This is a genomic window from Pseudomonas marginalis, assembly GCF_900105325.1.
Classification (GTDB): Bacteria; Pseudomonadota; Gammaproteobacteria; order Pseudomonadales; family Pseudomonadaceae; genus Aquipseudomonas; species Aquipseudomonas marginalis.
This window is the reverse complement of record NZ_FNSU01000003.1, coordinates 3,596,444-3,619,100: the sequence shown is the minus strand read 5'-3', so window position 1 is coordinate 3,619,100 and position 22,657 is coordinate 3,596,444. Positions and strand designations below refer to the sequence as shown.

Genomic DNA, 22,657 nt, shown 5'->3' with positions numbered 1-22,657 from the left:
GGGCAAGCCCCTCCCACATTCTGCTTTGTGTTCGGCTTTATTTACCGAGCTTGCGCAGTTCATCCGACTCCACCACCCGCACCCCGTCCTGCTCTTCCAGCGCCAGGCGCCACATGGCCCGGGCCAGTTCGCAGACTTCAATGCCGTGGTATTTCCCCGGAATCAACCGTGACAGCGGCCCGGCCAGTTGCTCGGCCAAACGGGGCTCCAGCCGTTCCCCCAGCAGCAACGAAGGCCGCACGATGGTCAGTTGCGGCCAGTCCTGGGCCTTGAGTGCCTGTTCCATTTCCCCTTTGACCCGGTTGTAGAACACCGAGGATTTCGGGTCGGCGCCAATCGCGCTGATCACGATCAGGTGCCGCGCGCCCATCTCCCGCGCGCGCTTGGCAAAGGCTACGACCATATCCAGGTCGACGGCACGAAAAGCTTCTTCCGAACCGGCTTTCTTGATGGTGGTACCCAGGCAGCAGAAGGCAATATCTACCTGGCCGCTCAGTTGCGGCAGGAACACCGCCGGGTCGCCCACCGGGTTTTCCAGGTGCGGATGCTCGGCCAGCGGCTTGCGGCTGGGTGCCAGCACACGGGTCACGGTAGGTTCGTTGAGCAGGCGGTCGAGCAGGTGTTCGCCGGTCAGGCCAGAGGCGCCAGCGAGCAGGATATGCTGAGGTGTCAGGTACATGGTGTTTCCCCCTTGTTACACGTTACAGCTTAGTTGCCTTTGGCTTCCTTGCTATTCATTGAGACGCTTTCCAGCGCCTTTCGTGCCTGCTGCTTGCGTAATAATTGCCAGTGGGCGATCACGCCTTTGGGGGCCCAGATCTGCGGTTCGGACGCTTCGAAGTTGTCTGCCTGTTCGCGTTCGCTCACATGCAGCTGCGCCAGCTTGAAGGCTTGCTGCAGATCGTCGGTCTGGTTGAAGGCTTGGGCGAAGAGGGCATCGCCGAAGTAGGTGAAGTCGGCCTCTTCGGAACAGCCGAAGGACACGCGGTCGGCGCGTGAGGCGGTCATGATCAGGGTGCGTTCGTCTTTGAGCGCCGGGATGAATCCACCGGAGTAGCAGGCTGAAATCACCACGATCTTGTCGCGGTTTTTCAGCGGCGCGAGCACGGCGGCCAGTTCATCGGCGGGCAGGTCGGCCAGTTCCATGCGCGGTTGGTCCAGCACCAGTTCGTGTTCGTGGGTGCCGTGGCTGGTCATGTAGATAAACACCAGGTCTTCCGGTCCGGTGCGCTCGGCCAGGGTTTGCACGGCCCGGCGCAGGCTTTCGCGGGTGGCCAGTGGTCGGTCAGCGATATGGTCGCGGTGGTTGACCAGGCGGATCTGCCCCCGTGCGCCGAAGCGAGTGGTGAGCATATTGCTGACGTAATCGGCTTCGCGCAGGAACACGCTTTGTTTGCCGTCGCCGGCCACGGCCAGGGTGTACAGCTCCACTGCGGGGGTGGACGCAGGCACGGCAGCGAGGGCGGCATCGAGCAAATGGCCCTGGGCCAGTACGCCGATCTCCAGTGGGTCGGGCAACAATGCGCCGTCAGCATCACGCACGCGCATGCCGTTGACCCAGGTACCGGCCTGCACGGTGCCGTCGGTGAGTACCAGGGTGCCGCGGCCTTGATAGTTGTCGCTGTCAAAGCCGCCGATATAGAAGCTGCCGTCGGTCAGGTTCAGGCGGCCTTCGCCGGTAAAGCGCCAGTCGCTGAACTGGCCGACGTAGTGGCTGCCATCCACGCCGATCAGTTCGCCCTTGCCGCTGAGTGCGCCTTCCTTGAACTGGCCGATCCACACGTCGCCATCGGCGTTTTCATAGCGGCCCTTGCCGTTGAGCTGGTTCTGCTTGAACTGGCCGACATAGATGTCGCCGTCGGCGCTGTTGAACGTACCGTTGCCCTCCAGCTGGCCGTCGACGAAGTGGCCGCTGAACTGGTTGCCGCTGTCGTCATTGCGCTGGCCTTCGCCGTTCGGCTTGCCGTGGGCGAACTGGCCCTGATACTGGCTGCCGTCGGCCAGTTCCAGGCGGCCAAGGCCGGAATACTGGTCGTCCTTGAATTCGCCGCGATAGGTCATCTGCCCTTCTTTGAGGGTGCCTTCGCCGTTGCGCCGACCGTTCTTGAACCCGCCCACATAGTGGCTGCCGGCCGTGGTGAGGCTGCCCTGTCCATCGAACAGGCCTTGCTGGAACTGGCCTTTATAGACTTCGCCGTTGCTGCCATGCCATTCGCCCTGGCCGTGCCACTGGCCTTTGTCGAACTGCCCGGCGTACCAGCTGCCGTTGGGATAATCCACGCGGCCCTGGCCTTGCAGCAGACCATTGACCACATCGCCCCGGTAACGGCCGCCATCGGGCAGGCGCGCATCGGGCGGCAACAGCGATTCGCCGTCTCCGCAAGCGGTGAGCAACAGGGCAAGGGCAAGGGGAGCGAGTGGGCGCATAGCGGGATCCGGATAATTGAGCGCCGAGTATGCCGCAGCTGCGAGATTCATACATAAATTTACATACCCTGTGGCGAGTTTCAGTGGCTCGCCACAGGGATGGGCTTACACGAAGTACAGCGACAACGACTCGGCGACGTAAGCGGGTTTTTCCTGGCCATCGATTTCCAGGGTGGCGGTGGCCTTGAGTAGCCATTGGCCGGGCTTTTTCTCGGTGACGTCGGTGAGGGTCACGTTCAGGCGCACCTTGGAATTGACTTTCACCGGCTGGATAAAGCGCACGCTGTCCAGGCCATAGTTGACGGCCATCTTCAGGCCTTCGGGCACGATCAGGATGTCTTCCATCAGCTTGGGCATCAGCGACAGCGACAGGAAGCCGTGGGCGATGGTGCTGCCGAACGGGGTTTGTGCGGCCTTGACCGGATCGACGTGGATGAACTGATGATCGCCAGTGGCCTCGGCGAACAGGTTGATACGTGCCTGGTCGATGGTGAGCCATTCGGAACGTCCCAGTTCCTTGCCGACATAATCTTTGAGCTGCGCTACGGGTACATAGGGCATTGCGTCTCTCCTTGGTTCATCGGTGCTGTTGTTATGGGTTACAGAGAACCAATGTAGATCATCATGGCCAACCAGCCCGGTCAACCCACCATGCTTTTGGCGAATGCCGGAGCATAGGGCGGGCATGCTTATAATGCGGGCGGGTCTTGAGGGGGAAAAAACGGATGCTGTTACGCGGTCTGACATGGCTGGTGCTGTTTCAATTGATCGGCACGGCGATCAATCATTTGCTGGTGCCGGTACTGCCGGGGCCGATCATCGGCCTGCTGTTGATGCTCGGGTTCCTGATCTGGCGTGGCGAAGTCGGCGAGCCCCTGAGCCTGGCGGCCAGCAGCCTGCTGCGCTACTTGCCGTTGCTGCTGGTGCCGCCGGCGGTGGGGGTGATGGTGTATGCCAGGGATATTGCCGCCGATTTCTGGGCTATCGTCGGTGCACTGGTGTTGTCGCTGGTGATCGCCATGGGCTTTGTCGGGCTGTTGATGGAACGCATGGTCAAGCGCAAGGAGCAGGATCAATGATCTTCGACTGGCACGGCGCATGGACGGCGGTGATTCATCACCCGCTGTTCGGTATCGGGATCACCCTGGGCGCCTATCAGTTGGTGCTGGCGGGTTTCGAGAAAACCCGCTGGATTTTCCTGCAGCCGGTGCTGGTCTCCATGCTGCTGGTGATCTGCGTGTTGCTCACGTGCGGCCTGAGCTATGCCGAGTACCGCAAGAGCACGGAGATCATGGGGATCCTGCTGGGCCCGGCGACGGTGGCCCTGGCGGTGCCGCTCTATCTGAACCTGCGGCGGATTCGGCAATTGTTCTGGCCGATTTTTACTACGCTGGTGATAGGCGGCGTGTTGGCCACCGGCCTGTGCGTGCTGCTGGGCTGGTGGTTCGGCGCTGAACACAGGATGTTGATGACCATGGCGCCGAAGTCGGTGACATCGCCGATTGCCATGCTGGTGGCCGAGCAGATCGGCGGCGTGGCGGCGTTGGCGGCGGTGTTTGTGCTGATTACCGGGGTGGTGGGCGCGATGGTTGGCCCGGCGTTACTCTCGCGTCTTGGGGTGCACAGCCCCGAGGCGCGCGGCATGGCCTTGGGCATGACCGCCCACGCCGTCGGCACCTCGGTGGCCCTGCAGGAAAGCGAAGAGTGTGGCGCCTTTGCGGCGCTGGCCATGAGTCTGATGGGCGTAGCCACAGCGGTATTCCTGCCGCTGGCCGTGTCAGTGATTGTTTAAACCGGGTTTAAGGAAGCCTTTATGAGTCTGGCGCTGTTCCCCCTCAATACCGTGCTGTTCCCTGGCTGCATCCTCGACCTGCAACTGTTCGAGGCGCGCTACCTGGACATGATCAGCCGCTGCATGAAAAAGGGCGAAAGCTTCGGCGTGGTGTGCATCCTCGATGGCAAGGAGGTGGGCATGGCTCCGGATGGCTATGCCTTGATCGGCTGTGAAGCGTTGATTCGCGACTTCAAGCAGCAGGACAACGGCCTGCTGGGGATTCGCGTCGAAGGCGGGCGGCGCTTCCGCGTGCGAGACGCCGGTGTGCAGAAGGACCAGTTGCTGGTGGCCGAGGTGCAATGGCTGGAAGAACTGCCGGACCAGGCGCTGGAAGAAGAGGATGCCGACCTGCTGGCCTTGCTCCAGGCCCTGGCCGAACACCCGATGGTCGCGTCGCTGGACATGGACACTCACGCCGATGGCCAGCGAGCCTTGGGCAATCAACTGGCTTATCTCTTGCCGTTCACTGAGGCCGACAAGATCGACCTGCTGCAACTCGACGACCCGCAGGAGCGGCTGGATGCGATCCAGATGCTGCTCGATGAGCTTCAGGGTGAGTTGTTTGCCTGAGCCTCGGATCTGTCCTGCGCGGTTTTCAGAGGTTTCCTCGTTGTTCCCTGTGCGTCGCCTGAAATAGTCACCGATCACACAACAATGATTGGGGGTGAACATGATTCGGCTAGCGCCATCGGAACAGGCTGCCTGGGACGTTTTTTTTGTCAGTATTGCCGTGCAGCTGCTGCCGCTGGATGCCAAGCGGGGCCCGGAATACATCGCTGAACGCGCCGCGGAAATCGCCGATGAGATGATGCTGGAGCGACGTGAGCGTTGTGTTGAACGCCGCGCCGCGCCAATCCATTGGCTCGGCCCGACCCAGGGTCAGTAGGCATACCTGAGCAGCGCGTGTGGGGTGCCGGTAAAGGCAATGAAGCCGAGCACCGCCACCACAGCGGGTAATACCAGCCACCAGGCCTTCTGCGGCATCGGCGGCAAAGGGCTGCGGTACTGGCAGACGGTGAGGCTGAATGCACACACGGTCATTGCCAGCAGCGTGCCAGCCAGGATGTCGGTGGGCCAATGGGCGCCAAGGTAGACCCGTGACAGCGCGATGAAGGCCGCAGGAATACAGCCCAGCAACATCCAGGTCAGGCGCAGGCGCGTGGGTTGTCCGCGACCGGCCAGCACCGACAACGCCAGGAAAAACGCAAACGCACCGGAGGCGTGGCCGCTGGGCATGCTGAAGCTGGTCAATGGGTCGGTGAGGATTTCCGGGCGGCCACGGGCGAAAAACAGTTTGGTCCCGGTATTGATCACCGCCGCCCCGGCCAGTGTTGCACCGACAAACACGGCATGACGCCATTGCCGCGCCAGTAGCAGCAGCGCGGTGAATACGGCGCTGGCGAAGAACATCTTCTTGAACTCACCCAGTTGGGTCACCATCACCATGGTGTGGTCCAGCCAGGGGCTGCGATGTTCCTGTACCAGCGCGCTCAGGCCCTGGTCAAAGTCATCCAGGTGCGGATAGCCGATAAACAGGGCGATCAACAACGCCAGGCTGGCACACCCTATCCATAGGGTCGCGCGACGATGGCCACGCAGGCTGGTGTTCAGGCTCAGTCCCAGCACGACCGCCAGGCACGCTGTGACAACCCCCGCCTCAGGCCAGAACCCCTCCGGCAATGGCAGGCGGAACGCGGCGCCGGTGGCCCAGCCCGGCAGCAGGTAGGCCAACGACCAACCGGCTGCCGCCAGAAGGCTGACCAGGGCGAAACGCGGGAACGGCATGTCGCACATTCCGGCCACCATCGGCAGCATCGGCCGCAATGGCCCGATGAAACGTCCCACCAGCAGACTGGCGATGCCGTATTTGTGGAAGTAGGTTTCCGCGCCATTCATCCATTCCGGATGGTGGCGCAGGCCGGGCAGGCGGCGGATATTCTGATGGAAGTGTCGGCCGAGGAAGTAGGAAATCCCGTCGCCCAGCAAGCCTCCCAGGAACCCCATCAGCAGGGTTTCACTCAGGGACAAGGCGCCGCTGCCAGCCAGTGCCGCAATGGCAAACAGCAGCACCGTGCCTGGCACGATCAGCCCGGCAATGGCCAGGCATTCCACGCACGCGACGATAAACACCGCCGCCGCCAGCCATTGCGGGTTGAGGGTCAGCCAGCCGGTAATGCCATCGAGCCATTGGCCCATAAATCGTTACTCCATCGCCACAGATTCAAATCAGGAAATAGTCGCGGCCTTCGACCTGGCCCCGGCGCAGCGGGTTCCGCGTGCAGTAGGGCGCATAGCCGGCATCGACGAAGCGGTACATCAAGTGCTCGTCACGGCCGCTGGGGATGCCCAGGCGGGTGGTCTGGATGATCTGTATCGGTGTCTGGCCGACGTCTTCGACAAAGAGCAATTCTTGATCAAAGCGCTTGGCATCCCACATCGGCACCTTCAGGCCCAGCGCCTTGCACAGCAACGTCTGGCCGGCACACAGCTTTTGCGACGCGCGCGGGCTGCCGTCGGCATTCGGGTTGTTCAGCAGCATCTGCGCCAGGCTGGCGGGCCCGGAGGTTTCATCGACCCAGGGATAGGCTGATTTGATCAGCACGGCATTGCCCGGCCCCTGCGCGCTGAAGTTCAGCGAATCGCCGCCACGGGCGTAGTACATATAGATATGTCCGCCATCCAGAAACAAAGCCTTACGCTTTTCTGTGTACCCGAGTGAGGCGTGGCTGCCTTTTTCGGCCACGTAATAGGCTTCGGTTTCAATAATTCGCGCCGAAAGCCAGCTATCGCCGACGCGATGGCGGATGACTTTTCCAAGCAAATCCCGCGCAAGTATTTGCGCGTCACGGTCGAAGAAGCTGTCGGGCAGCGCGCTGGCGGGGAGTTGGGGTGAAGAACTGGGCATGGTGGTCTGGGGTTAATACGGCTAAATGTGACGGAATAATAACAACTCCCACCTTAATTACGGCTGAACCCCAGGTTTTTACAGTTCATTTCGACCATCCGCCCCTCACCGCTGTCAGTCGGGCGGCGTCACAGCTATAATCTGCCGCTTTCCTCTTTGCCAAGACTCCCTGACCATGACTGAGTCCGTTCTTGACTACATGACCCGCCTGGGTCGCGCTGCCCGTCAGGCCTCGCGGTTGATCGCCCGTGCGAGCACTGCGCAGAAGAACCGTGCCCTGCTGGCCGCCGCCGATGCTCTGGACGCTTCGCGCTCCGAGCTGACTGCCGCCAACGAACTGGACCTGGCCAACGGCCGCGCCAATGGCCTTGAGCCCGCCTTGCTGGACCGCCTGGCGCTGACGCCGACACGTATCGACGACATGATCGAAGGGTTGCGTCAGGTGGCCAAGCTGCCTGACCCCATCGGTGAAATTCGCGATATGCGTTACCTGCCGTCCGGCATCCAGGTCGGCAAGATGCGCGTGCCCCTGGGCGTGATCGGCATCATCTATGAGTCGCGCCCGAACGTGACCATCGACGCCGCGAGCCTGTGCCTCAAGTCGGGCAACGCCACCATCCTGCGTGGCGGTTCCGAGGCGATCAATTCCAACCGCGCCATCGCCGCCTGCATCCAGCAGGGCCTGGCCGTGGCCGAGTTGCCGGCCGAAGTGGTGCAAGTGGTGGAAACCACCGACCGCGCCGCTGTCGGCGCGCTGATCACCATGCCGGAATTCATCGACGTGATCGTGCCGCGCGGTGGCAAGAGCCTGATCGAGCGCGTCAGCCGCGATGCCAAGGTGCCAGTGATCAAGCACCTGGACGGCGTGTGCCACGTGTATATCGACATCGCCGCCGACATCGACAAGGCGATCCGCATCGCCGACAACGCCAAGACCCACCGCTACGCGCCGTGCAACACCATGGAAACCCTGCTGGTGCACGTCGGCATTGCCGAGCGCGTGCTGCCGCCGCTGGCTGCCATCTACCGTGACAAGGGCGTGGAGCTGCGCGGTTGCGAACGCACCCGTGCGCTGTTGGGCGCGGACGTGATCGAAGCCACCGAGCAGGACTGGTACACCGAGTACACGGCGCCGATCCTGTCGATCCGCATCGTCGACGACCTGGACCAGGCCATCGAACACATCAACACGTACGGCTCCAAGCACACCGACGCCATTGTCTCCGAGCATTTCAGCGATGCCCGGCGTTTCCTCACCGAAGTGGACTCCGCTTCGGTGATGATCAACGCCTCGACGCGCTTTGCCGACGGCTTCGAGTACGGCCTGGGGGCGGAGATCGGCATCTCCACCGACAAGCTCCACGCACGCGGCCCGGTTGGCCTGGAAGGCCTGACCAGCGAGAAGTACGTGGTGTTCGGCGACGGTCACGTGCGCACTTGATGGCTAAACGCATCGGGCTGCTCGGCGGTACCTTCGACCCCGTGCACATCGGCCATTTGCGCAGTGCCCTGGAAGTCGCGGATGCCTTGGCGCTGGATGAGCTGCGCCTGATCCCTAATTTCCGGCCGCCCCATCGCGATACCCCGCAGGTGTCGCCGCAGCAGCGCCTGGAAATGGTGCGCCTGGCCGTAGAAGGCATACCGCCGCTGGTGGTGGACGATCGTGAGCTCAAGCGCGATAAACCGTCCTACACTGTCGACACCCTGGAGCTGATGCGCGCCGAGTTGGCCGCGGATGACCAGTTGTTTCTGCTTTTGGGCTGGGACGCATTTTGCGGCCTGCCCTCTTGGCATCGCTGGGAGGAACTCCTCCAGCACTGCCACATCCTGGTTTTGCAACGCCCGGATGCCGACAGCGAACCGCCGGATGCCTTGCGCAACCTGCTGGCCGCGCGGTCGGTAAGTGACCCCTTGGCCCTGACCGGGCCGAACGGGAATATTGCATTCGTCTGGCAGACCCCGCTCGCGGTGTCTGCCACCCAGATCCGTCAACTGCTGGCCAGCGGGAAGTCGGTACGTTTCCTGGTGCCTGACGCGGTCCTGGCCTACATCGATGCGCACGGGCTTTACCGTGCGTCGAACTGAAAAGGCGCGCTTGAACGCACGAACACTCGTGCAGCGAGCGCCCGAACATACGAGCAAAACGAGTTTTTTATGACGAACAAAGACGTAAGCAAAGTAAAACGCAAAGGCACGTTCAAAAGCGCCCCGCTGCCGGTTGAAGCCCACGTTGGCCCGGAACTGGCTGGCGAAGCGCTGGTGAAAGTCGCCGTTGCCGCCCTGGAAGACGTGAAGGCCCAGGACATCCAGGTCCTGGACGTACGCGACAAGCAGAGCATCACCGACTTCATGATCATCGCCACCGGTACCTCCAACCGCCAGATCGGCGCGATGCTGGACAAGGTTCGCGAAGCCGTCAAAGCCCAGGGCGTGAAGCCGCTGGGTGAAGAAGGCAAGGGCGACAGCGACTGGGTGCTGCTGGATATGGACGACGTGATCGTTCACATGATGACCAGCAATGCCCGTCAGTTCTACGACCTGGAGCGTCTGTGGAAAGGCGCCGAGCAGAGCCGTGCCGCCGATGGCAAGCACCACAGCCCGGAAGTGGGCCACGCGCACTTCGACAAGCTCAACAAAGACCAGGAATAAGGAACGGCTGTGCGCCTGCGTCTGATTGCTGTCGGTTCACGCATGCCCAAGTGGGTGGAAGAAGGCTGGCACGAGTATGCCAAGCGTCTGCCCGCCGAGCTGTCGCTGGAACTGGTGGAGATACCGCTCAACACCCGGGGCAAGAATGCCGACGTGGCGCGCTTTATCCGTCAGGAAGGCGAAGCGATGCTGGCCAAGGTCGGCCCCAACGAGCGCATCGTCACCCTCGAAGTGCACGGCAAACCCTGGAGCACCGAGCAATTGGCGGTGGAACTGGATCGCTGGCGCCTGGACTCGCGCACCGTCAACTTCATGGTCGGCGGCCCCGAAGGGCTGGCGCCGGAAGTCTGCGCGCGGGCGGACCAGCGCTGGTCGCTGTCGGCGCTGACGCTGCCGCACCCGTTGGTAAGGATCCTGATCGGTGAACAGCTGTATCGCGCCTGGACAGTTCTGTCCGGGCACCCTTATCACAAATAATCTGCGCCCCTCCCGATGACCCAGCCGATCCGCATCAAGGACCACGAGAAAGACGCACGTCTGGTACGCGCGCGGGTGGTGTTTGGCGCGATCATGGTGGTGGCGCTGATCGGGGTGCTGATTGCGCGCCTGTATTTCCTGCAGGTGATCCAGTACGACTACCACTCCACGTTGTCGGAAAACAACCGCGTGCATGTGCAACCGATTCCGCCGACCCGTGGGCTGATCTTCGACCGCAATGGCGTGGTGGTGGCGGATAACCGGCCCAGTTTCAGCCTGAGCATGACCCGCGAGCGTTCCGGCGACTGGCAACAGGTCCTCGATGTCATCGTCGAGGTGCTGCAGTTGACCCCGGAAGACCGGGTGATCTTCGAGAAACGCATGAAACAGGGGCGCCGGCCGTTCGAACCGGTGCCGATCCTGTTCGAGCTGACCGAAGAGCAGATTGCGCGGATTGCGGTGAACCAGTTCCGCCTGCCGGGTGTGGAAGTGGTGGCGCAGTTGGTGCGCCACTATCCCCAAGGGCCGCACTTTGCTCACTCCGTCGGCTATATGGGGCGGATCAACGAGAAAGAGCTGAAAAGCCTCGATCCCGTCAATTACAGCGGCACCCACCATATCGGCAAGACCGGCATCGAGCGTTTCTACGAGCCCGAGCTGCACGGCCAGGTGGGTTACGAAGAAGTCGAGACCAACGCTCGCGGCCGCGTGCTGCGGGTGCTCAAGCGTACCGACCCGGTACCGGGCAAGGACATTGTGCTGAGCCTGGACATCAAGCTGCAGGAAGCGGCCGAGATGGCCCTCGGTGGCCGGCGTGGCGCGGTGGTGGCGCTGGACCCGAAGACCGGCGAAGTGCTGGCCATGGTCAGCCAGCCGAGCTTCGACCCCAACCTGTTCGTGACCGGGATCAGCTTCAAGGCCTACGCCGAGTTGCGCGACTCCATCGACCGGCCGCTGTTCAACCGTGTGTTGCGCGGCCTGTACCCGCCGGGTTCGACCATCAAGCCGGCGGTGGCGATTGCCGGTTTAGACGCGGGCGTGGTCACGGCTTCCAGCCGGGTATTCGACCCGGGCTACTACATGCTGCCGAACTACGACCACAAATACCGCAACTGGAACCGTACCGGTGACGGCTATGTCGATCTGGATACCGCGATCATGCGTTCCAACGACACCTATTTTTACGACCTGGCCCACAAGCTGGGGATCGACCGCTTGTCCGCCTACATGGGCAAGTTCGGCCTCGGTCAGAAAGTCTCCCTGGATATGTTCGAAGAATCCCCTGGCCTGATGCCATCGCGGGAGTGGAAGCGTGCGACCCGCCGCCAGGCATGGTTCCCGGGCGAAACCCTGATCCTCGGCATCGGCCAGGGCTATATGCAGGCCACGCCTTTGCAACTGGCCCAGGCCACGGCGCTGGTGGCCAACAAAGGCATCTGGAACCGCCCGCACCTGGCCCGGACCATCGAAGGCGAAAAGCCTGTGGATGAAAACCCGATCCCCGACATCGTACTGCGCGACCCGTCCGACTGGACCAAGGTCAACCACGGCATGCAGCAGGTGATGCACGGTGCACGCGGGACCGCGCGCAAGGCGGCGATCGGTGCGCAATACCGTATCGCCGGCAAGAGTGGTACCGCCCAGGTGGTGGCGATCAAGCAGGGCGAGAAATACGACCGTTCCAAGGTCCAGGAGCGCCACCGCGACCACGCCTTGTTTGTGGGCTTTGCCCCGGCCGACGACCCGAAAATCGTGGTGGCGGTGATGGTCGAGAACGGCGAGTCCGGCTCCGGTGTGGCGGCGCCTGTGGTGCGCCAGGTGATGGACGCCTGGTTGCTGGCCGACGACGGCAGGCTCAAGCCCGAATATGGCGGCCCCCCTTCAACCCCCGAGGTTACGGCCAGTGAAGAGTAATTTTGACCGCATCCTCTCCAGCGAGGATGTGATGCGTCGCCGCGCGACTTTGTTGCAGCGCATGCACATTGACGGCCCGTTGCTGATCCTGCTGCTGACCCTGGCGGCCGGCAGCCTGTTCGTGCTGTATTCGGCCAGCGGCAAGAACTGGGACTTGCTGATCAAGCAGGCTTCGTCGTTTGGCCTGGGCCTGCTGTCCATGGTGGTGATCGCCCAGCTGGAGCCGCGTTTCATGGCGCGCTGGGTGCCGCTCGGTTATGTGGCCGGGGTGTTGCTGCTGGTGGTGGTGGACGTCATGGGCCACAACGCCATGGGCGCGACCCGCTGGATCAACATTCCGGGGGTGATTCGCTTCCAACCGTCGGAATTCATGAAGATCCTGATGCCGGCGACGATCGCCTGGTACCTGTCAAAGCGCACCTTGCCGCCGCAGCTCAAGCATGTGGGTATCAGCCTGATCCTGATCGGCATCCCCTTCGTGCTGATCGTGCGCCAGCCGGACCTCGGCACCTCGCTGCTGATCCTGGCCGGCGGTGCGTTCGTGCTGTTCATGGGCGGGTTGCGCTGGCGCTGGATCCTTAGCGTGCTGGCGGCGGCAGTGCCGGTGGCCGTGGCCATGTGGTTCTTCTTTATGCACGACTACCAGAAGCAGCGGATCCTGACGTTCCTCGATCCCGAAAGCGACCCGCTCGGCACCGGCTGGAACATTATCCAGTCGAAGGCGGCCATCGGTTCCGGCGGTGTATTTGGCAAGGGCTGGCTGCTCGGCACCCAGTCGCATTTGGACTTTCTGCCCGAGAGCCACACCGACTTCATTATTGCGGTGATGGGCGAAGAGTTCGGCCTGGTGGGCATTTGCGCGCTGTTGCTGATCTATTTGCTATTGATTGGTCGTGGCCTGGTGATTACCGCACAGGCGCAGACGCTGTTCGGCAAATTGCTCGCCGGCAGCCTGACCATGACTTTTTTTGTTTACGTTTTCGTCAACATCGGTATGGTCAGTGGCCTGCTGCCGGTGGTTGGGGTGCCTTTGCCGTTCATTAGCTACGGCGGAACTTCGCTGGTGACATTGCTGTCAGCGTTTGGGGTTTTGATGTCGATTCATACGCATCGCAAGTGGATCGCACAGGTTTGAATAAGGTGAAGATGTCAATGCAAGTAATGCGCGGCTGGGCGACTCGGCATGCGTCCTGGATGGGCCTGATCGGGCTGCTGGGGGCAACGCACGAGGCGCAGGCCGGTGACTACGATGGCTCACCCCAGGTCGCCGAATTCGTCGGTGAAATGACCCGCGACTACGGCTTCGCCGGTGAACAACTGATGGGCGTGTTCCGCGAAGCCCAGCGCAAGCAGGCGATCCTCGACGCTATCTCTCGCCCCGCCGAGCGCGTGAAACAGTGGAAGGAATACCGTCCGATGTTCCTCACCGACGCCCGGGTGGCCCGGGGGGTGGACTTCTGGCGCCAGCACGAGGCCGTGTTGGCCCGCGCCGAGCAGGAATACGGCGTGCCGGCCCAGGTCATCGTTGCGATCATTGGCATTGAAACCTTCTACGGGCGCAATACCGGCAGTTACCGGGTGATCGACGCCTTGTCGACCCTGGGCTTCGATTACCCGCCGCGCGCCGACTTCTTCCGCAAGGAACTGCGTGAGTTCCTGCTGCTGGCCCGCGAAGAGCAGGTCGACCCGCTGACCCTCAAGGGCTCCTACGCCGGGGCGATGGGCTTGCCGCAGTTCATGCCGAGCAGCTTTCGCGCCTACGCGGTGGATTTTGATGGCGACGGTCATATCAATATCTGGAGCAACCCGGACGATGCCATCGGCAGTGTGGCCAGTTACTTCAAGCGCCATGGCTGGGTCGGTGGCGAGCCGGTGGTGATCCGTGCCGATGTCAGCGGGGAGCGTGCCGATGAAGGCCTGACCCAGGGCATCGAGCCGGCCAAGACCGTCGGGGAGTTGCGGGCGCTGGGCTGGTCGAGTCAGAATGCGCCACGCGACGATATGCCGGTGACGGCATTCCGCCTCGAAGGTGAAAACGGCCCTGAATACTGGATGGGCCTGAAGAATTTCTACGCAATCACGCGTTATAACCGCAGTGTGATGTACGCCATGGCCGTGCATCAGCTGTCAGACATGCTGGTCCAAGCACGGGGCAACAAGTAATGCGGGCATCGCCGTTCAATCAACCGCTCAAGCTGGTGGCGTTCGCCGCGTTGTCCCTGCTCGTCGTCAGTTGTTCCACCAGCCGTGGCCCGGTACCGAAGTCCGGCGGCACCGCGGTGCGTTCACAGCCAGGCCTGGACATCAACCGCGCACACAAAGATGGCGCCCCGTGGTGGGATGTCGACGTGTCGAAGATCCCGGATGCCACGCCGACCCTGCACACCGGCCCGTACAAGGCCAACCCCTATACCGTGCTGGGCAAGTCCTACTTCCCGTTGCAGGACTCCAAGACCTACGTGCAATCGGGCACGGCGTCCTGGTATGGCACCAAGTTCCACGGCCAGAACACCGCCAACGGCGAAGTCTATGACCTGTACGGCATGAGCGCGGCCCACAAGACCCTGCCGCTGCCCAGCTATGTCCGCGTGACCAACCTGGACAACAACCGCACGGTGATCCTGCGGGTCAACGACCGTGGGCCGTTCTATTCGGATCGCATCATCGACTTGTCCTACGCCGCCGCGAAAAAACTCGGCTATGCCGAAACCGGTACCGCGCGGGTCAAGGTCGAAGGCATCGATCCCGCGCAGTACTGGGCCCAGCGTGGCAAGCCCGCGCCGTTGATGCTCAACGAGCCGCAGAGTGCGCAGCCGCAAGTGACGGCATCCACCGGCAAGATCGAACAATGGACACCGCCACCGCAGCAGCACGCACCGGATACGGTGGTCGTGCCCCATGCGGCACCGGGCGCCGCGGTCGCGGGCGGGCAATACCTGCAAGTGGGCGCTTTCGCCAACCCGGATGCGGCAGAACTGTTAAGGTCCAAGCTCAGCAGCATGGTCAGCGCGCCGGTATTCATCAGCTCCATCGTGCGTAACCAGCAAACGTTGCACCGTGTGCGCATGGGCCCGATCGGTTCGCCGAGCGAGGTTGCGCAAGTGCAGAACAGCGTGCGCCTGGCCAACCTGGGGCAACCCAGCGTGGTCACTGCCGAATAATAAATTGATGGTTGAGGCTCGCATGCGGGCCTGGACCCTGGTTGTTGGCTCGTTGAACAATAAAACCCAGGGGCAAGGGGTGAGCGGGCAACCGAACACGTGACAGTCTGGTAGCGGGCTGTCTGAATAAGTTTTGCCCGCGAGGGCAAGTTTCCATAAGCAATTTCGAGAGACGGATGAACATCACCACCTTAGCCAAACGCACGTGCCTGCTTCTTTCGCTGATCATCACCCCGGCCGCCTGGGCGGTTGAAATGGTACCGGCTTCACCGCAACTGGCCGCCAAGTCCTGGGTCCTCATGGATGCCGCCAGTGGCAACGTGCTGGTCGAGAGCAACGGTGATCAGCGCCTGCCACCGGCCAGCCTGACCAAGCTGATGACCGCCTACATCGCGACCCTGGAAATCCGTCGCGGCCAGATCGGCGAAAACGACCCGGTGACCGTCAGCGAAAACGCCTGGCGTACCGGCGGTTCGCGGATGTTCATCAAGGTGGGCTCGCAAGTCACTGTGAGCGACCTACTGCATGGCATCATCATCCAGTCCGGTAACGATGCCAGCGTCGCCCTGGCCGAGCACATCGCCGGCAGCGAAGACGCATTCGCCGACATGATGAACAAAACCGTGGCCGACCTGGGCATGACCAACAGCCACTTCATGAACCCGACCGGCCTGCCAAACCCTGAGCACTACTCGTCGGCTCACGACATGGCGATCCTGGCGCGCGCGATCATTCGTGTCGACCCGGTGCACTACGCGATCTACTCCCAGAAGGAATTCTTCTGGAACAACATCAAGCAGCCTAACCGCAACCTGCTGCTGTGGCGCGACAAGACTGTCGATGGCCTGAAAACCGGCCACACCGACGAAGCCGGCTACTGCATGGTGTCGTCCGCGGTACGTGATGGCCAGCGCCTGATCGCGGTGGTCTTCGGCACCAACAGCGAGCAGGCCCGTGCGGCCGAGACGCAAAAACTGCTGACCTACGGTTTCCGCTTCTTCGAAACCCAGACCTTCTACCAGAAGGGTGCTGAACTGGCGACCGCGCCGGTATGGAAAGGCGCGACCTCGCAAGTCAAGGCCGGCCTGGCTGAAGACCTGACCCTGACCATGCCTAAAGGCCAGCTGAAAAAGCTCGCCGCCAGCATGACCATGAACCCGCAATTGGTTGCGCCAATCGCCAAGGGCGACGTGATCGGTAAAGTCGAAGTGAAGCTGGACGACAAGGTGGTGCACAGCGCCGACCTGATCGCGCTGGACGCCGTCGACGAAGGTGGTATCTTCCGCCGCGTGTGGGATAGCATCCGTCTATTCTTCTACGGCTTGTTCAACTGATTGTGTGCACCTGCAAAGCCCCGCGTTGATCCGACGCGGGGCTTTGCCGTCGCCACGGCTTACCGCTTACGAGGCCGTTCTGCCATGACCGATAAAGAAGTAAAGGCGCCAAAGATCGAATTCCCGGTGACGGATTATCCCGTCAAGGTGATCAGCGATACCGGTGTAGGCAACAAAGACAGAATCCTGGATATCGTGCGTAAACACGCGACGATCAATGACAACCGGGTGGACGAGCGTTCGAGCACCAACGGTAAGTACACCACGATCCAGTTGCACATCGTTGCGACCGGTCAAGACCAGCTCTACGACATCAATAGCGAACTGCGGGCCACCGGCTTCGTGCACATGGTGCTGTGATGTCACAGGTCCTGGGCTTTCGCGAGCTCGGCCGGATGGACTACGAGCCCGTCTGGCACGCCATGCAGCGGTTCACGAATGAACGCGGCACTTCGGCGCCCGACGAAATCTGGTTGGTGGAACATCCACCGGTGTTCACCCAGGGCCAGGCCGGCAAGGCCGAACATCTGCTGCTGCCGGGGGATATTCCGGTGGTGCAGGTCGACCGAGGTGGCCAAGTGACTTACCATGGGCCCGGTCAACTGGTGGCGTACCTGCTGCTGGACGTGCGCAAGCTGGGTTTTGGCGTGCGCGACCTGGTGAGCCGCATGGAGGCTTGCCTGATCGAGCTGTTGGCCAGTTATGGCGTGAGCGCCGCGGCCAAGCCCGATGCACCCGGTGTGTATGTGGACGGCGCGAAAATCGCCTCCCTCGGTTTGCGCATTCGCCACGGTTGTTCCTTTCATGGCCTGGCCCTGAACGTGGACATGGACCTGGCACCGTTCCGGCGCATCAACCCGTGTGGCTATGCCGGGCTGGCGATGACCCAACTGAGCGACCACGCCACACCGATTAAATTTGCCGAGGTAAGTGCCCGGCTGCGTGCGCAGCTCGTCAAACACCTCGACTATGCTGAGCAGACGACCCTCACGGGCGGAATCGACTGATTATGACTACTGATGCAGTGCAAACCATGATCCCGACGCTGGACATCACCGAGCGTCCGGCCCCGGCCCCGCGTGCCAAGGTGGAAGCCGGCGTCAAGCTGCGCGGCGCCGAGAAGGTTGCACGCATCCCGGTCAAGATCATCCCGACCACCGAGTTGCCGAAAAAGCCTGACTGGATCCGCGTGCGCATCCCGGTTTCGCCGGAAGTCGACCGTATCAAGGCCCTGCTGCGCAAGCACAAGCTGCACAGCGTGTGCGAAGAAGCGTCCTGCCCGAACCTGGGCGAATGCTTCTCCGGCGGCACCGCCACCTTCATGATCATGGGTGACATCTGCACCCGTCGTTGCCCGTTCTGCGACGTCGGCCATGGCCGGCCGAAGCCACTGGACGTCAACGAACCGGAAAGCCTGGCCATCGCCATCGCCGACCTGAAACTCAAATACGTGGTCATCACCTCGGTTGACCGTGACGACCTGCGCGACGGCGGTGCCCAGCACTTTGCCGACTGCATCCGCGAAATCCGCAAACTGTCGCCGAACGTGATGCTCGAGACCCTGGTGCCGGACTACCGTGGCCGCATGGACGTCGCGCTGGAAATCACCGCTGCCGAGCCGCCGGATGTGTTCAACCACAACCTGGAAACCGTGCCTCGCCTGTACAAGGCCGCGCGTCCAGGTTCGGACTACCAGTGGTCGCTGACCCTGCTGCAGAAATTCAAGCAGATGATGCCGCACATCCCGACCAAATCCGGCTTGATGCTCGGCCTGGGCGAGACCGATGAAGAAGTCATCGAAGTCATGAAGCGCATGCGCGAACACGACATCGACATGCTGACCCTGGGCCAATACCTGCAACCGTCGCGCAGCCACTTGCCGGTGCAGCGTTTCGTGCACCCGGACACCTTCGCCTGGTTCGCCGAGGAAGGTTACAAGATGGGCTTCAAGAACGTCGCCTCGGGCCCGCTGGTACGCTCTTCGTACCACGCCGACGAACAGGCCAAGCTGGTCAAGGCTAGCCTGGTTTCCTGATCGGGGTTCAGACCCGGTGTGGGAGTGGGCTTATGTGGGAGGGGGCTTGCCCCCGATTGCGGTATGTCAGTCGCTACATGTGCTGGCTGATCCACCGCTATCGGGGGCAAGCCCCCTCCCACATTGGTTTCAGCGTTAGATAGGGAGATTCTCAGATGACCGCCGCCGTTCCAGCCCTTCGTTCTGAAGGCACCATCGCCCTGATCGCCCCCGCCGGCCCCGCCGTGCTGGACGTTGAAAAGGCTGGCCAATGGATGCGTACGCGCGGCTACGATCTGCGGATTTCCCCCGGTGTCTATGAACGCGACGGCTACCTCGCCGGCAGCGATGCAGTGCGCCTGCGTGACCTGCATGCCGCCTTCGCCGATCCGCACATCGACGCTATCTTCTGTCTGCGCGGTGGTTACGGCACACCGCGGCTGCTCGACGCGCTGGACTTTGACCTGCTGCGTGCCAATCCCAAGCCGTTCGTCGGCTATAGCGACATCAGCGCCCTGCACCTGGCGATCAACCGTTACGCCGGTTTCGTGACCTTCCACGGCCCGATGCTCAATGCCGACCTGCTCGGCGACAAGCAACAACCTACCGAGTCGTCATTGTTCAGCCTTCTGCGCGGCCAGTTGGGCGCTGGCAGTGTGCTTGCGCACCCGGTAGCGTACCCGCTGACCACGATCGAGCCTGGCATTGCCTGTGGGCGCTTGCTGGGGGGTAACCTGTCGATGATTGCGGCGGTCATGGGCACGCCTTACGAAATCGACGCTGAAGGCATCATCCTGTTTATTGAAGACGTCAACGAACCGATCTACCGCATCGACCGCCTGTTGACCCATCTGCGTCTGGCGGGCAAGTTGGCCCAGGTCGCCGGTGTACTGGTCGGGGATGTGGCGGGTGTGGATAACGTGGCGCTGGCGCGCTTGCTGACGCAGACGTTCGAGCCATTGCGCATACCGGTGCTGGCCGGCTGGCGCAGCGGGCATTGCGATCCGAACCTGACGCTGCCCATGGGCGCCTTGGTACGGTTGGATGCGGGGGAGCAGCGGGTGGTGTTGGAGCAGGAAGTGGTCTTCAGGTCTTGAATCTGCTGGCGTTTGCTAAACCGCAATCGGGGGCTTGCCCCCGATTGCGGTAGTCGCCATACGCGGATCTATCGGTTTTGCAGCGACTCCAGCAACTTCACCGTCGGATACCCGTCCGCCGGCCAGCCCAGCGCCTGCTGTGCCGCCCGAATCGCCTTGCGCGTGTTGGCGCCGATAATCCCATCCGGGTTGCCCGCGTCATAACCGTTGGCGCTCAACGCCGTCTGCAGATCAATGCGCTGGGAGCGACTCAGCGGCAGCTCATCCTTGGGCCAGTCACCACGGATCACACCGCCGCCGCCAAAGCGCTCCGACAACAGGCCCACCGCCAGTGCGTAGGACGACGAGTTGTTGTACTTGAGGATCGCGCGGAAGTTATCCAGCACCAGGAACGCCGGGCCACGGTAGCCTGCCGGCAGCAGCAGGGCGGCGGACAGTTGGTCGACATTCGGCGGCATGCTCGCGCCCGGTGGCAGTTGAATGCCCAGTTTCATCCACTCGGCAATGCTCTTGCGCACGCCGCCGTCAGCCAGGGCGTAGTCGAAGTTCGCCGGCAATTGCTTGACTTCAAAGCCCCACGGCTGGCCTTTCTGCCAGCCGGAGCTTTGCAGGTAGTGCGCGGTTGATGCGAGGGCGTCGGCCGGGCTGTTCCAGATGTCGCGGCGACCGTCGCCATCGAAGTCCACCGCGTGGGTGTTGTAAGTGGTTGGAATGAACTGGGTCTGGCCCATGGCCCCGGCCCAGGAGCCCTTCATCTGGTCGGCGGCGATGTCGCCGTGCTGGATGATCTGCAATGCCGCCAGCAATTGCGCCTGGGCAAAGGCCGGGCGACGGCCTTCATAGGCCAGGGTCGCCAGGGAGCGGATCACCGAGTTGTTGCCTTGGAACTGGCCGAAGTTGCTCTCCATGCCCCACACCGAGACCAGTGCCTGACGGTCGACGCCATAACGCTGCTCGATGCTTTGCAGGATGTCGGCGTACTTGATCAGCAACGCCTGGCCATTGCGTACGCGTACGGGTGACAGGGCGCCGTCGAGGTATTCCCATACAGGGCGGGAAAACTCCGGCTGGCTGCGGTCGGCGCGGATCACCGCCATATCGGGGGTGACATTGGCGAATGCGGTGTCGAAAACGTCGGCCGTGATGCCGGCTTGGAGGGCTTGCGCGCGAAAGCCGGCCTGCCATTCAGCAAAGGTCTGGGTTGGTTGGATGTCGAGATTGTCCACGGCCAGCGGGGCCACGACGGCAGGGGCCACTACGGGTGCGGTCTGGAGCTTCGGCAAGGGTTGGGCATCGGCGGCGGTGGGTTTTTCCGCGCAGGCGACAAGCAGAATGAGGCTGGAGGCAGCGATCAATTGGCGAAGGTGCCAACGACGGGAAAGACAAGAGGGCATGCACAGGTCCAGGAATTACAAATCAGGTACAGACCTTATCATGCCAGAGGGGCGCTTGCCTTCAGGCAGCCAGAAAGTAAGAAGCCTCCCAGCTATTAGACTGGAAGGCTTCGCGGCGGTAGCTGCCTTTGCCCTTGCCGGCGCGTTCCTGACGGCTGCGGAACAGTGGCTGGGCGATGATGGATTTGGCCTTGTTGGGGCCATGCTTGGATGGCTTTTTGCTCATGGTCGATGCTCTTGATGGGGGGAGATGCGGTGCAAATAATCTGCCGAAGTCAGGCCGCTGTAAAGCCCATGAATTGTAAACGCAATCAAAAATGTGGAAGGGGCGGTGCGACGATTCGACTTGCCCCTCCCACATTGGTTCTGTGGTGTTTGGAAACCAGGGTTATTCCGCTGGTAATGTCAGGCGCTGACCGGCCATCAACAGCGATAAACGGCTCAGGCTCATCCACGGCGAACCCGCCGCCTGGCCCTTGATCTGTGCATCAATGCGCTGCGCTTCCAGCAACAGCTGCGCCCAGCGTTGCGCCGAGTGCCGTTGCAGGGCTTTGCTCATCAGGGGTTTGCGCTTGTCCCACACCGGTGGCCGCGCCTGGCTGAAGCACTTGTCCAGCGGCGTGCCCTGGCTGTATTGCAGGGCAATATTGGCCAATACCCGTAGTTCCCGGGCCAGGGCCCAGAGAATCACCGGCGGCTCCACCCCTTCGCCACGCAGGCCTTCGAGCATGCGCAGGGCATGGGCGGGCTCGCCGTTGAGGATCGCATCCACCAGCCCGAACACGTCAAAACGTGCACTGTCTGCCACTGCGCCCTGGACGGTCTCGACGGTAATCTGCCCGTCTTCGGCCATCAGCTTGAGCTTTTCGATCTCCTGGGCGGCGGCAAGCAAGTTGCCTTCGACCCGCGCGGCGATCAGCTCCACTGCATCCTGTGTCGCGGATAGCCCTGCCTGGGACAGGCGCTGGCGAATCCATTGCGGCAACTGATTGCTGTCCACTGGCCAGATCTGGATGAACTGGGTCTGCGCCCCTTCCACCAGGGCCTTGCCCCACTTGGTCTTCTGCGCGCTGCCGTCGAGCTTGGGCAAGCTGATCAGCAACACCGTGTCTTCGGCGGGCCGCGAGCAGTATTCCATCAGTGCAGCCGCGCCCTTATCACCGGGCTTGCCCGACGGCAGGCGCAGCTCCAGCAGGCGTTTTTCGGCGAACAGCGACATGCTTGCACCGGCTTGCAGCAGCGTGCCCCAGTCGAAACTGGCGTCGGCGCTGAATACCTGGCGTTCATCGAAGCCCTGCTGGCGTGCGGCGCTGCGGATGGCGTCGGCGGCTTCCTGGCACAACAGCGGGTCATCACCGCTGACGATGTAGACAGGCGCGAGGCCACCTTGCAGGTGTTTGGCGAGTTGGGCGGGTGCGAGTTTCATAGGCAGGGCGAACGGGGCGCCAGGG

The 22,657-nt window shown here is 62.3% G+C and carries 25 protein-coding genes; 17 read left to right on the top strand and 8 right to left on the bottom strand.

Annotated features, from left to right (window positions below):
- Positions 1–37: 37 nt before the first annotated feature.
- From BLW22_RS26065 to BLW22_RS26055, 3 genes are all read right to left on the bottom strand, one after another.
- On the bottom strand, positions 38–679 hold the full coding sequence (locus BLW22_RS26065) for an oxidoreductase (RefSeq protein WP_027605224.1): 642 nt from the start codon (positions 677–679) through the stop codon (positions 38–40).
- A gap of 29 nt (positions 680–708) precedes the next feature.
- A complete protein-coding gene (locus BLW22_RS26060) occupies positions 709–2,427 on the bottom strand; it encodes a C13 family peptidase (RefSeq protein WP_065924886.1) in 1,719 nt (572 codons plus the stop codon).
- A 105-nt stretch (positions 2,428–2,532) separates the two neighbouring features.
- Positions 2,533–2,988, bottom strand: a complete 456-nt coding sequence (locus BLW22_RS26055) for a MaoC family dehydratase (RefSeq protein WP_027605226.1) — start codon at positions 2,986–2,988, stop codon at positions 2,533–2,535.
- A 164-nt stretch (positions 2,989–3,152) separates the two neighbouring features.
- Between BLW22_RS26055 and BLW22_RS26050 the strand changes: the two genes are divergently transcribed.
- The 4 genes from BLW22_RS26050 to BLW22_RS26035 all read left to right on the top strand — a co-directional run bounded on the left by BLW22_RS26050 (position 3,153) and on the right by BLW22_RS26035 (position 5,147).
- The gene (locus tag BLW22_RS26050) at positions 3,153–3,506 is read left to right on the top strand and encodes a CidA/LrgA family protein (RefSeq protein WP_065924885.1); all 354 of its coding nucleotides are present in this window, start codon (positions 3,153–3,155) and stop codon (positions 3,504–3,506) included.
- Positions 3,503–4,219: an LrgB family protein gene (locus BLW22_RS26045; protein WP_074847730.1), complete on the top strand. Its 717-nt coding sequence runs from the start codon at positions 3,503–3,505 to the stop codon at positions 4,217–4,219. Before BLW22_RS26050 ends, BLW22_RS26045 begins: the two co-directional genes overlap by 4 nt.
- Before the next feature lie 21 nt (positions 4,220–4,240).
- Positions 4,241–4,831 carry an LON peptidase substrate-binding domain-containing protein gene (locus BLW22_RS26040; protein WP_074847729.1) on the top strand — a complete coding sequence of 197 codons (591 nt, stop codon included), beginning with the start codon at positions 4,241–4,243 and terminating at the stop codon, positions 4,829–4,831.
- Positions 4,832–4,931: 100 nt separating this feature from the next.
- Positions 4,932–5,147: a hypothetical protein gene (locus BLW22_RS26035; protein WP_074847728.1), complete on the top strand. Its 216-nt coding sequence runs from the start codon at positions 4,932–4,934 to the stop codon at positions 5,145–5,147.
- Here BLW22_RS26035 and BLW22_RS26030 read toward each other — a convergent pair.
- Complete coding sequence (locus tag BLW22_RS26030) at positions 5,141–6,457, bottom strand: bifunctional DedA family/phosphatase PAP2 family protein (protein ID WP_065924881.1); 1,317 nt, start codon at positions 6,455–6,457, stop codon at positions 5,141–5,143. The two genes, BLW22_RS26035 and BLW22_RS26030, sit on opposite strands and share 7 nt — an antisense overlap.
- Positions 6,458–6,482: 25 nt before the next feature.
- Positions 6,483–7,166 (bottom strand): DNA-3-methyladenine glycosylase, encoded by a 684-nt coding sequence (locus BLW22_RS26025; RefSeq protein ID WP_065946574.1) that lies wholly within the window; start codon positions 7,164–7,166, stop codon positions 6,483–6,485.
- 175 nt (positions 7,167–7,341) lie between these two features.
- On the opposite strand from BLW22_RS26025, the gene BLW22_RS26020 reads away from it, so the two are divergent.
- The 13 genes from BLW22_RS26020 to BLW22_RS25960 all read left to right on the top strand — a co-directional run bounded on the left by BLW22_RS26020 (position 7,342) and on the right by BLW22_RS25960 (position 19,812).
- Entirely contained in the window at positions 7,342–8,607 is a 1,266-nt protein-coding gene (locus tag BLW22_RS26020; protein WP_065924879.1) for a glutamate-5-semialdehyde dehydrogenase, read from the top strand.
- Positions 8,607–9,251, top strand: coding sequence for a nicotinate-nucleotide adenylyltransferase (gene nadD / locus BLW22_RS26015; protein ID WP_065910068.1), 645 nt, complete (start codon positions 8,607–8,609; stop codon positions 9,249–9,251). Before BLW22_RS26020 ends, nadD begins: the two co-directional genes overlap by 1 nt.
- 69 nt (positions 9,252–9,320) lie before the next feature.
- Positions 9,321–9,815: a ribosome silencing factor gene (gene rsfS / locus BLW22_RS26010; RefSeq protein WP_065924878.1), complete on the top strand. Its 495-nt coding sequence runs from the start codon at positions 9,321–9,323 to the stop codon at positions 9,813–9,815.
- Between the two features lie 9 nt (positions 9,816–9,824).
- On the top strand, positions 9,825–10,292 hold the full coding sequence (rlmH, locus tag BLW22_RS26005) for a 23S rRNA (pseudouridine(1915)-N(3))-methyltransferase RlmH (RefSeq protein WP_003176297.1): 468 nt from the start codon (positions 9,825–9,827) through the stop codon (positions 10,290–10,292).
- Between the two features lie 15 nt (positions 10,293–10,307).
- Positions 10,308–12,206: a penicillin-binding protein 2 gene (gene mrdA / locus BLW22_RS26000; RefSeq protein ID WP_027605235.1), complete on the top strand. Its 1,899-nt coding sequence runs from the start codon at positions 10,308–10,310 to the stop codon at positions 12,204–12,206.
- A 31-nt stretch (positions 12,207–12,237) separates the two neighbouring features.
- Positions 12,238–13,341, top strand: coding sequence for a rod shape-determining protein RodA (gene rodA / locus BLW22_RS25995; protein WP_051429342.1), 1,104 nt, complete (start codon positions 12,238–12,240; stop codon positions 13,339–13,341).
- A gap of 17 nt (positions 13,342–13,358) precedes the next feature.
- The gene (gene mltB, locus BLW22_RS25990; RefSeq protein WP_027605237.1) at positions 13,359–14,369 is read left to right on the top strand and encodes a lytic murein transglycosylase B; all 1,011 of its coding nucleotides are present in this window, start codon (positions 13,359–13,361) and stop codon (positions 14,367–14,369) included.
- Positions 14,369–15,367, top strand: coding sequence for a septal ring lytic transglycosylase RlpA family protein (locus tag BLW22_RS25985; RefSeq protein ID WP_027605238.1), 999 nt, complete (start codon positions 14,369–14,371; stop codon positions 15,365–15,367). Before mltB ends, BLW22_RS25985 begins: the two co-directional genes overlap by 1 nt.
- Before the next feature lie 176 nt (positions 15,368–15,543).
- Positions 15,544–16,701 (top strand): D-alanyl-D-alanine carboxypeptidase family protein, encoded by a 1,158-nt coding sequence (locus BLW22_RS25980; protein WP_027605239.1) that lies wholly within the window; start codon positions 15,544–15,546, stop codon positions 16,699–16,701.
- Positions 16,702–16,785: 84 nt separating this feature from the next.
- Positions 16,786–17,061 (top strand): DUF493 domain-containing protein, encoded by a 276-nt coding sequence (locus BLW22_RS25975; protein ID WP_027605240.1) that lies wholly within the window; start codon positions 16,786–16,788, stop codon positions 17,059–17,061.
- A complete protein-coding gene (gene lipB, locus BLW22_RS25970; RefSeq protein WP_027605241.1) occupies positions 17,061–17,708 on the top strand; it encodes a lipoyl(octanoyl) transferase LipB in 648 nt (215 codons plus the stop codon). The genes BLW22_RS25975 and lipB overlap by 1 nt, the downstream gene beginning before the upstream one ends.
- Positions 17,709–17,734: 26 nt before the next feature.
- Positions 17,735–18,736 carry a lipoyl synthase gene (lipA, locus tag BLW22_RS25965; RefSeq protein ID WP_057444888.1) on the top strand — a complete coding sequence of 334 codons (1,002 nt, stop codon included), beginning with the start codon at positions 17,735–17,737 and terminating at the stop codon, positions 18,734–18,736.
- 155 nt (positions 18,737–18,891) lie between these two features.
- Positions 18,892–19,812, top strand: coding sequence for a S66 peptidase family protein (locus BLW22_RS25960; protein ID WP_065946571.1), 921 nt, complete (start codon positions 18,892–18,894; stop codon positions 19,810–19,812).
- Between the two features lie 68 nt (positions 19,813–19,880).
- On the opposite strand, the gene BLW22_RS25955 is transcribed toward BLW22_RS25960, so the two are convergent.
- The 3 genes from BLW22_RS25955 to holA form a co-directional block, all read right to left on the bottom strand.
- Entirely contained in the window at positions 19,881–21,206 is a 1,326-nt protein-coding gene (locus BLW22_RS25955; protein ID WP_027605243.1) for a lytic murein transglycosylase, read from the bottom strand.
- A gap of 61 nt (positions 21,207–21,267) precedes the next feature.
- On the bottom strand, positions 21,268–21,432 hold the full coding sequence (gene arfA, locus BLW22_RS25950; protein ID WP_003176285.1) for an alternative ribosome rescue factor ArfA: 165 nt from the start codon (positions 21,430–21,432) through the stop codon (positions 21,268–21,270).
- A gap of 162 nt (positions 21,433–21,594) precedes the next feature.
- The gene (holA, locus tag BLW22_RS25945) at positions 21,595–22,632 is read right to left on the bottom strand and encodes a DNA polymerase III subunit delta (protein WP_065924876.1); all 1,038 of its coding nucleotides are present in this window, start codon (positions 22,630–22,632) and stop codon (positions 21,595–21,597) included.
- Between the last annotated feature and the right edge of the window lie 25 nt (positions 22,633–22,657).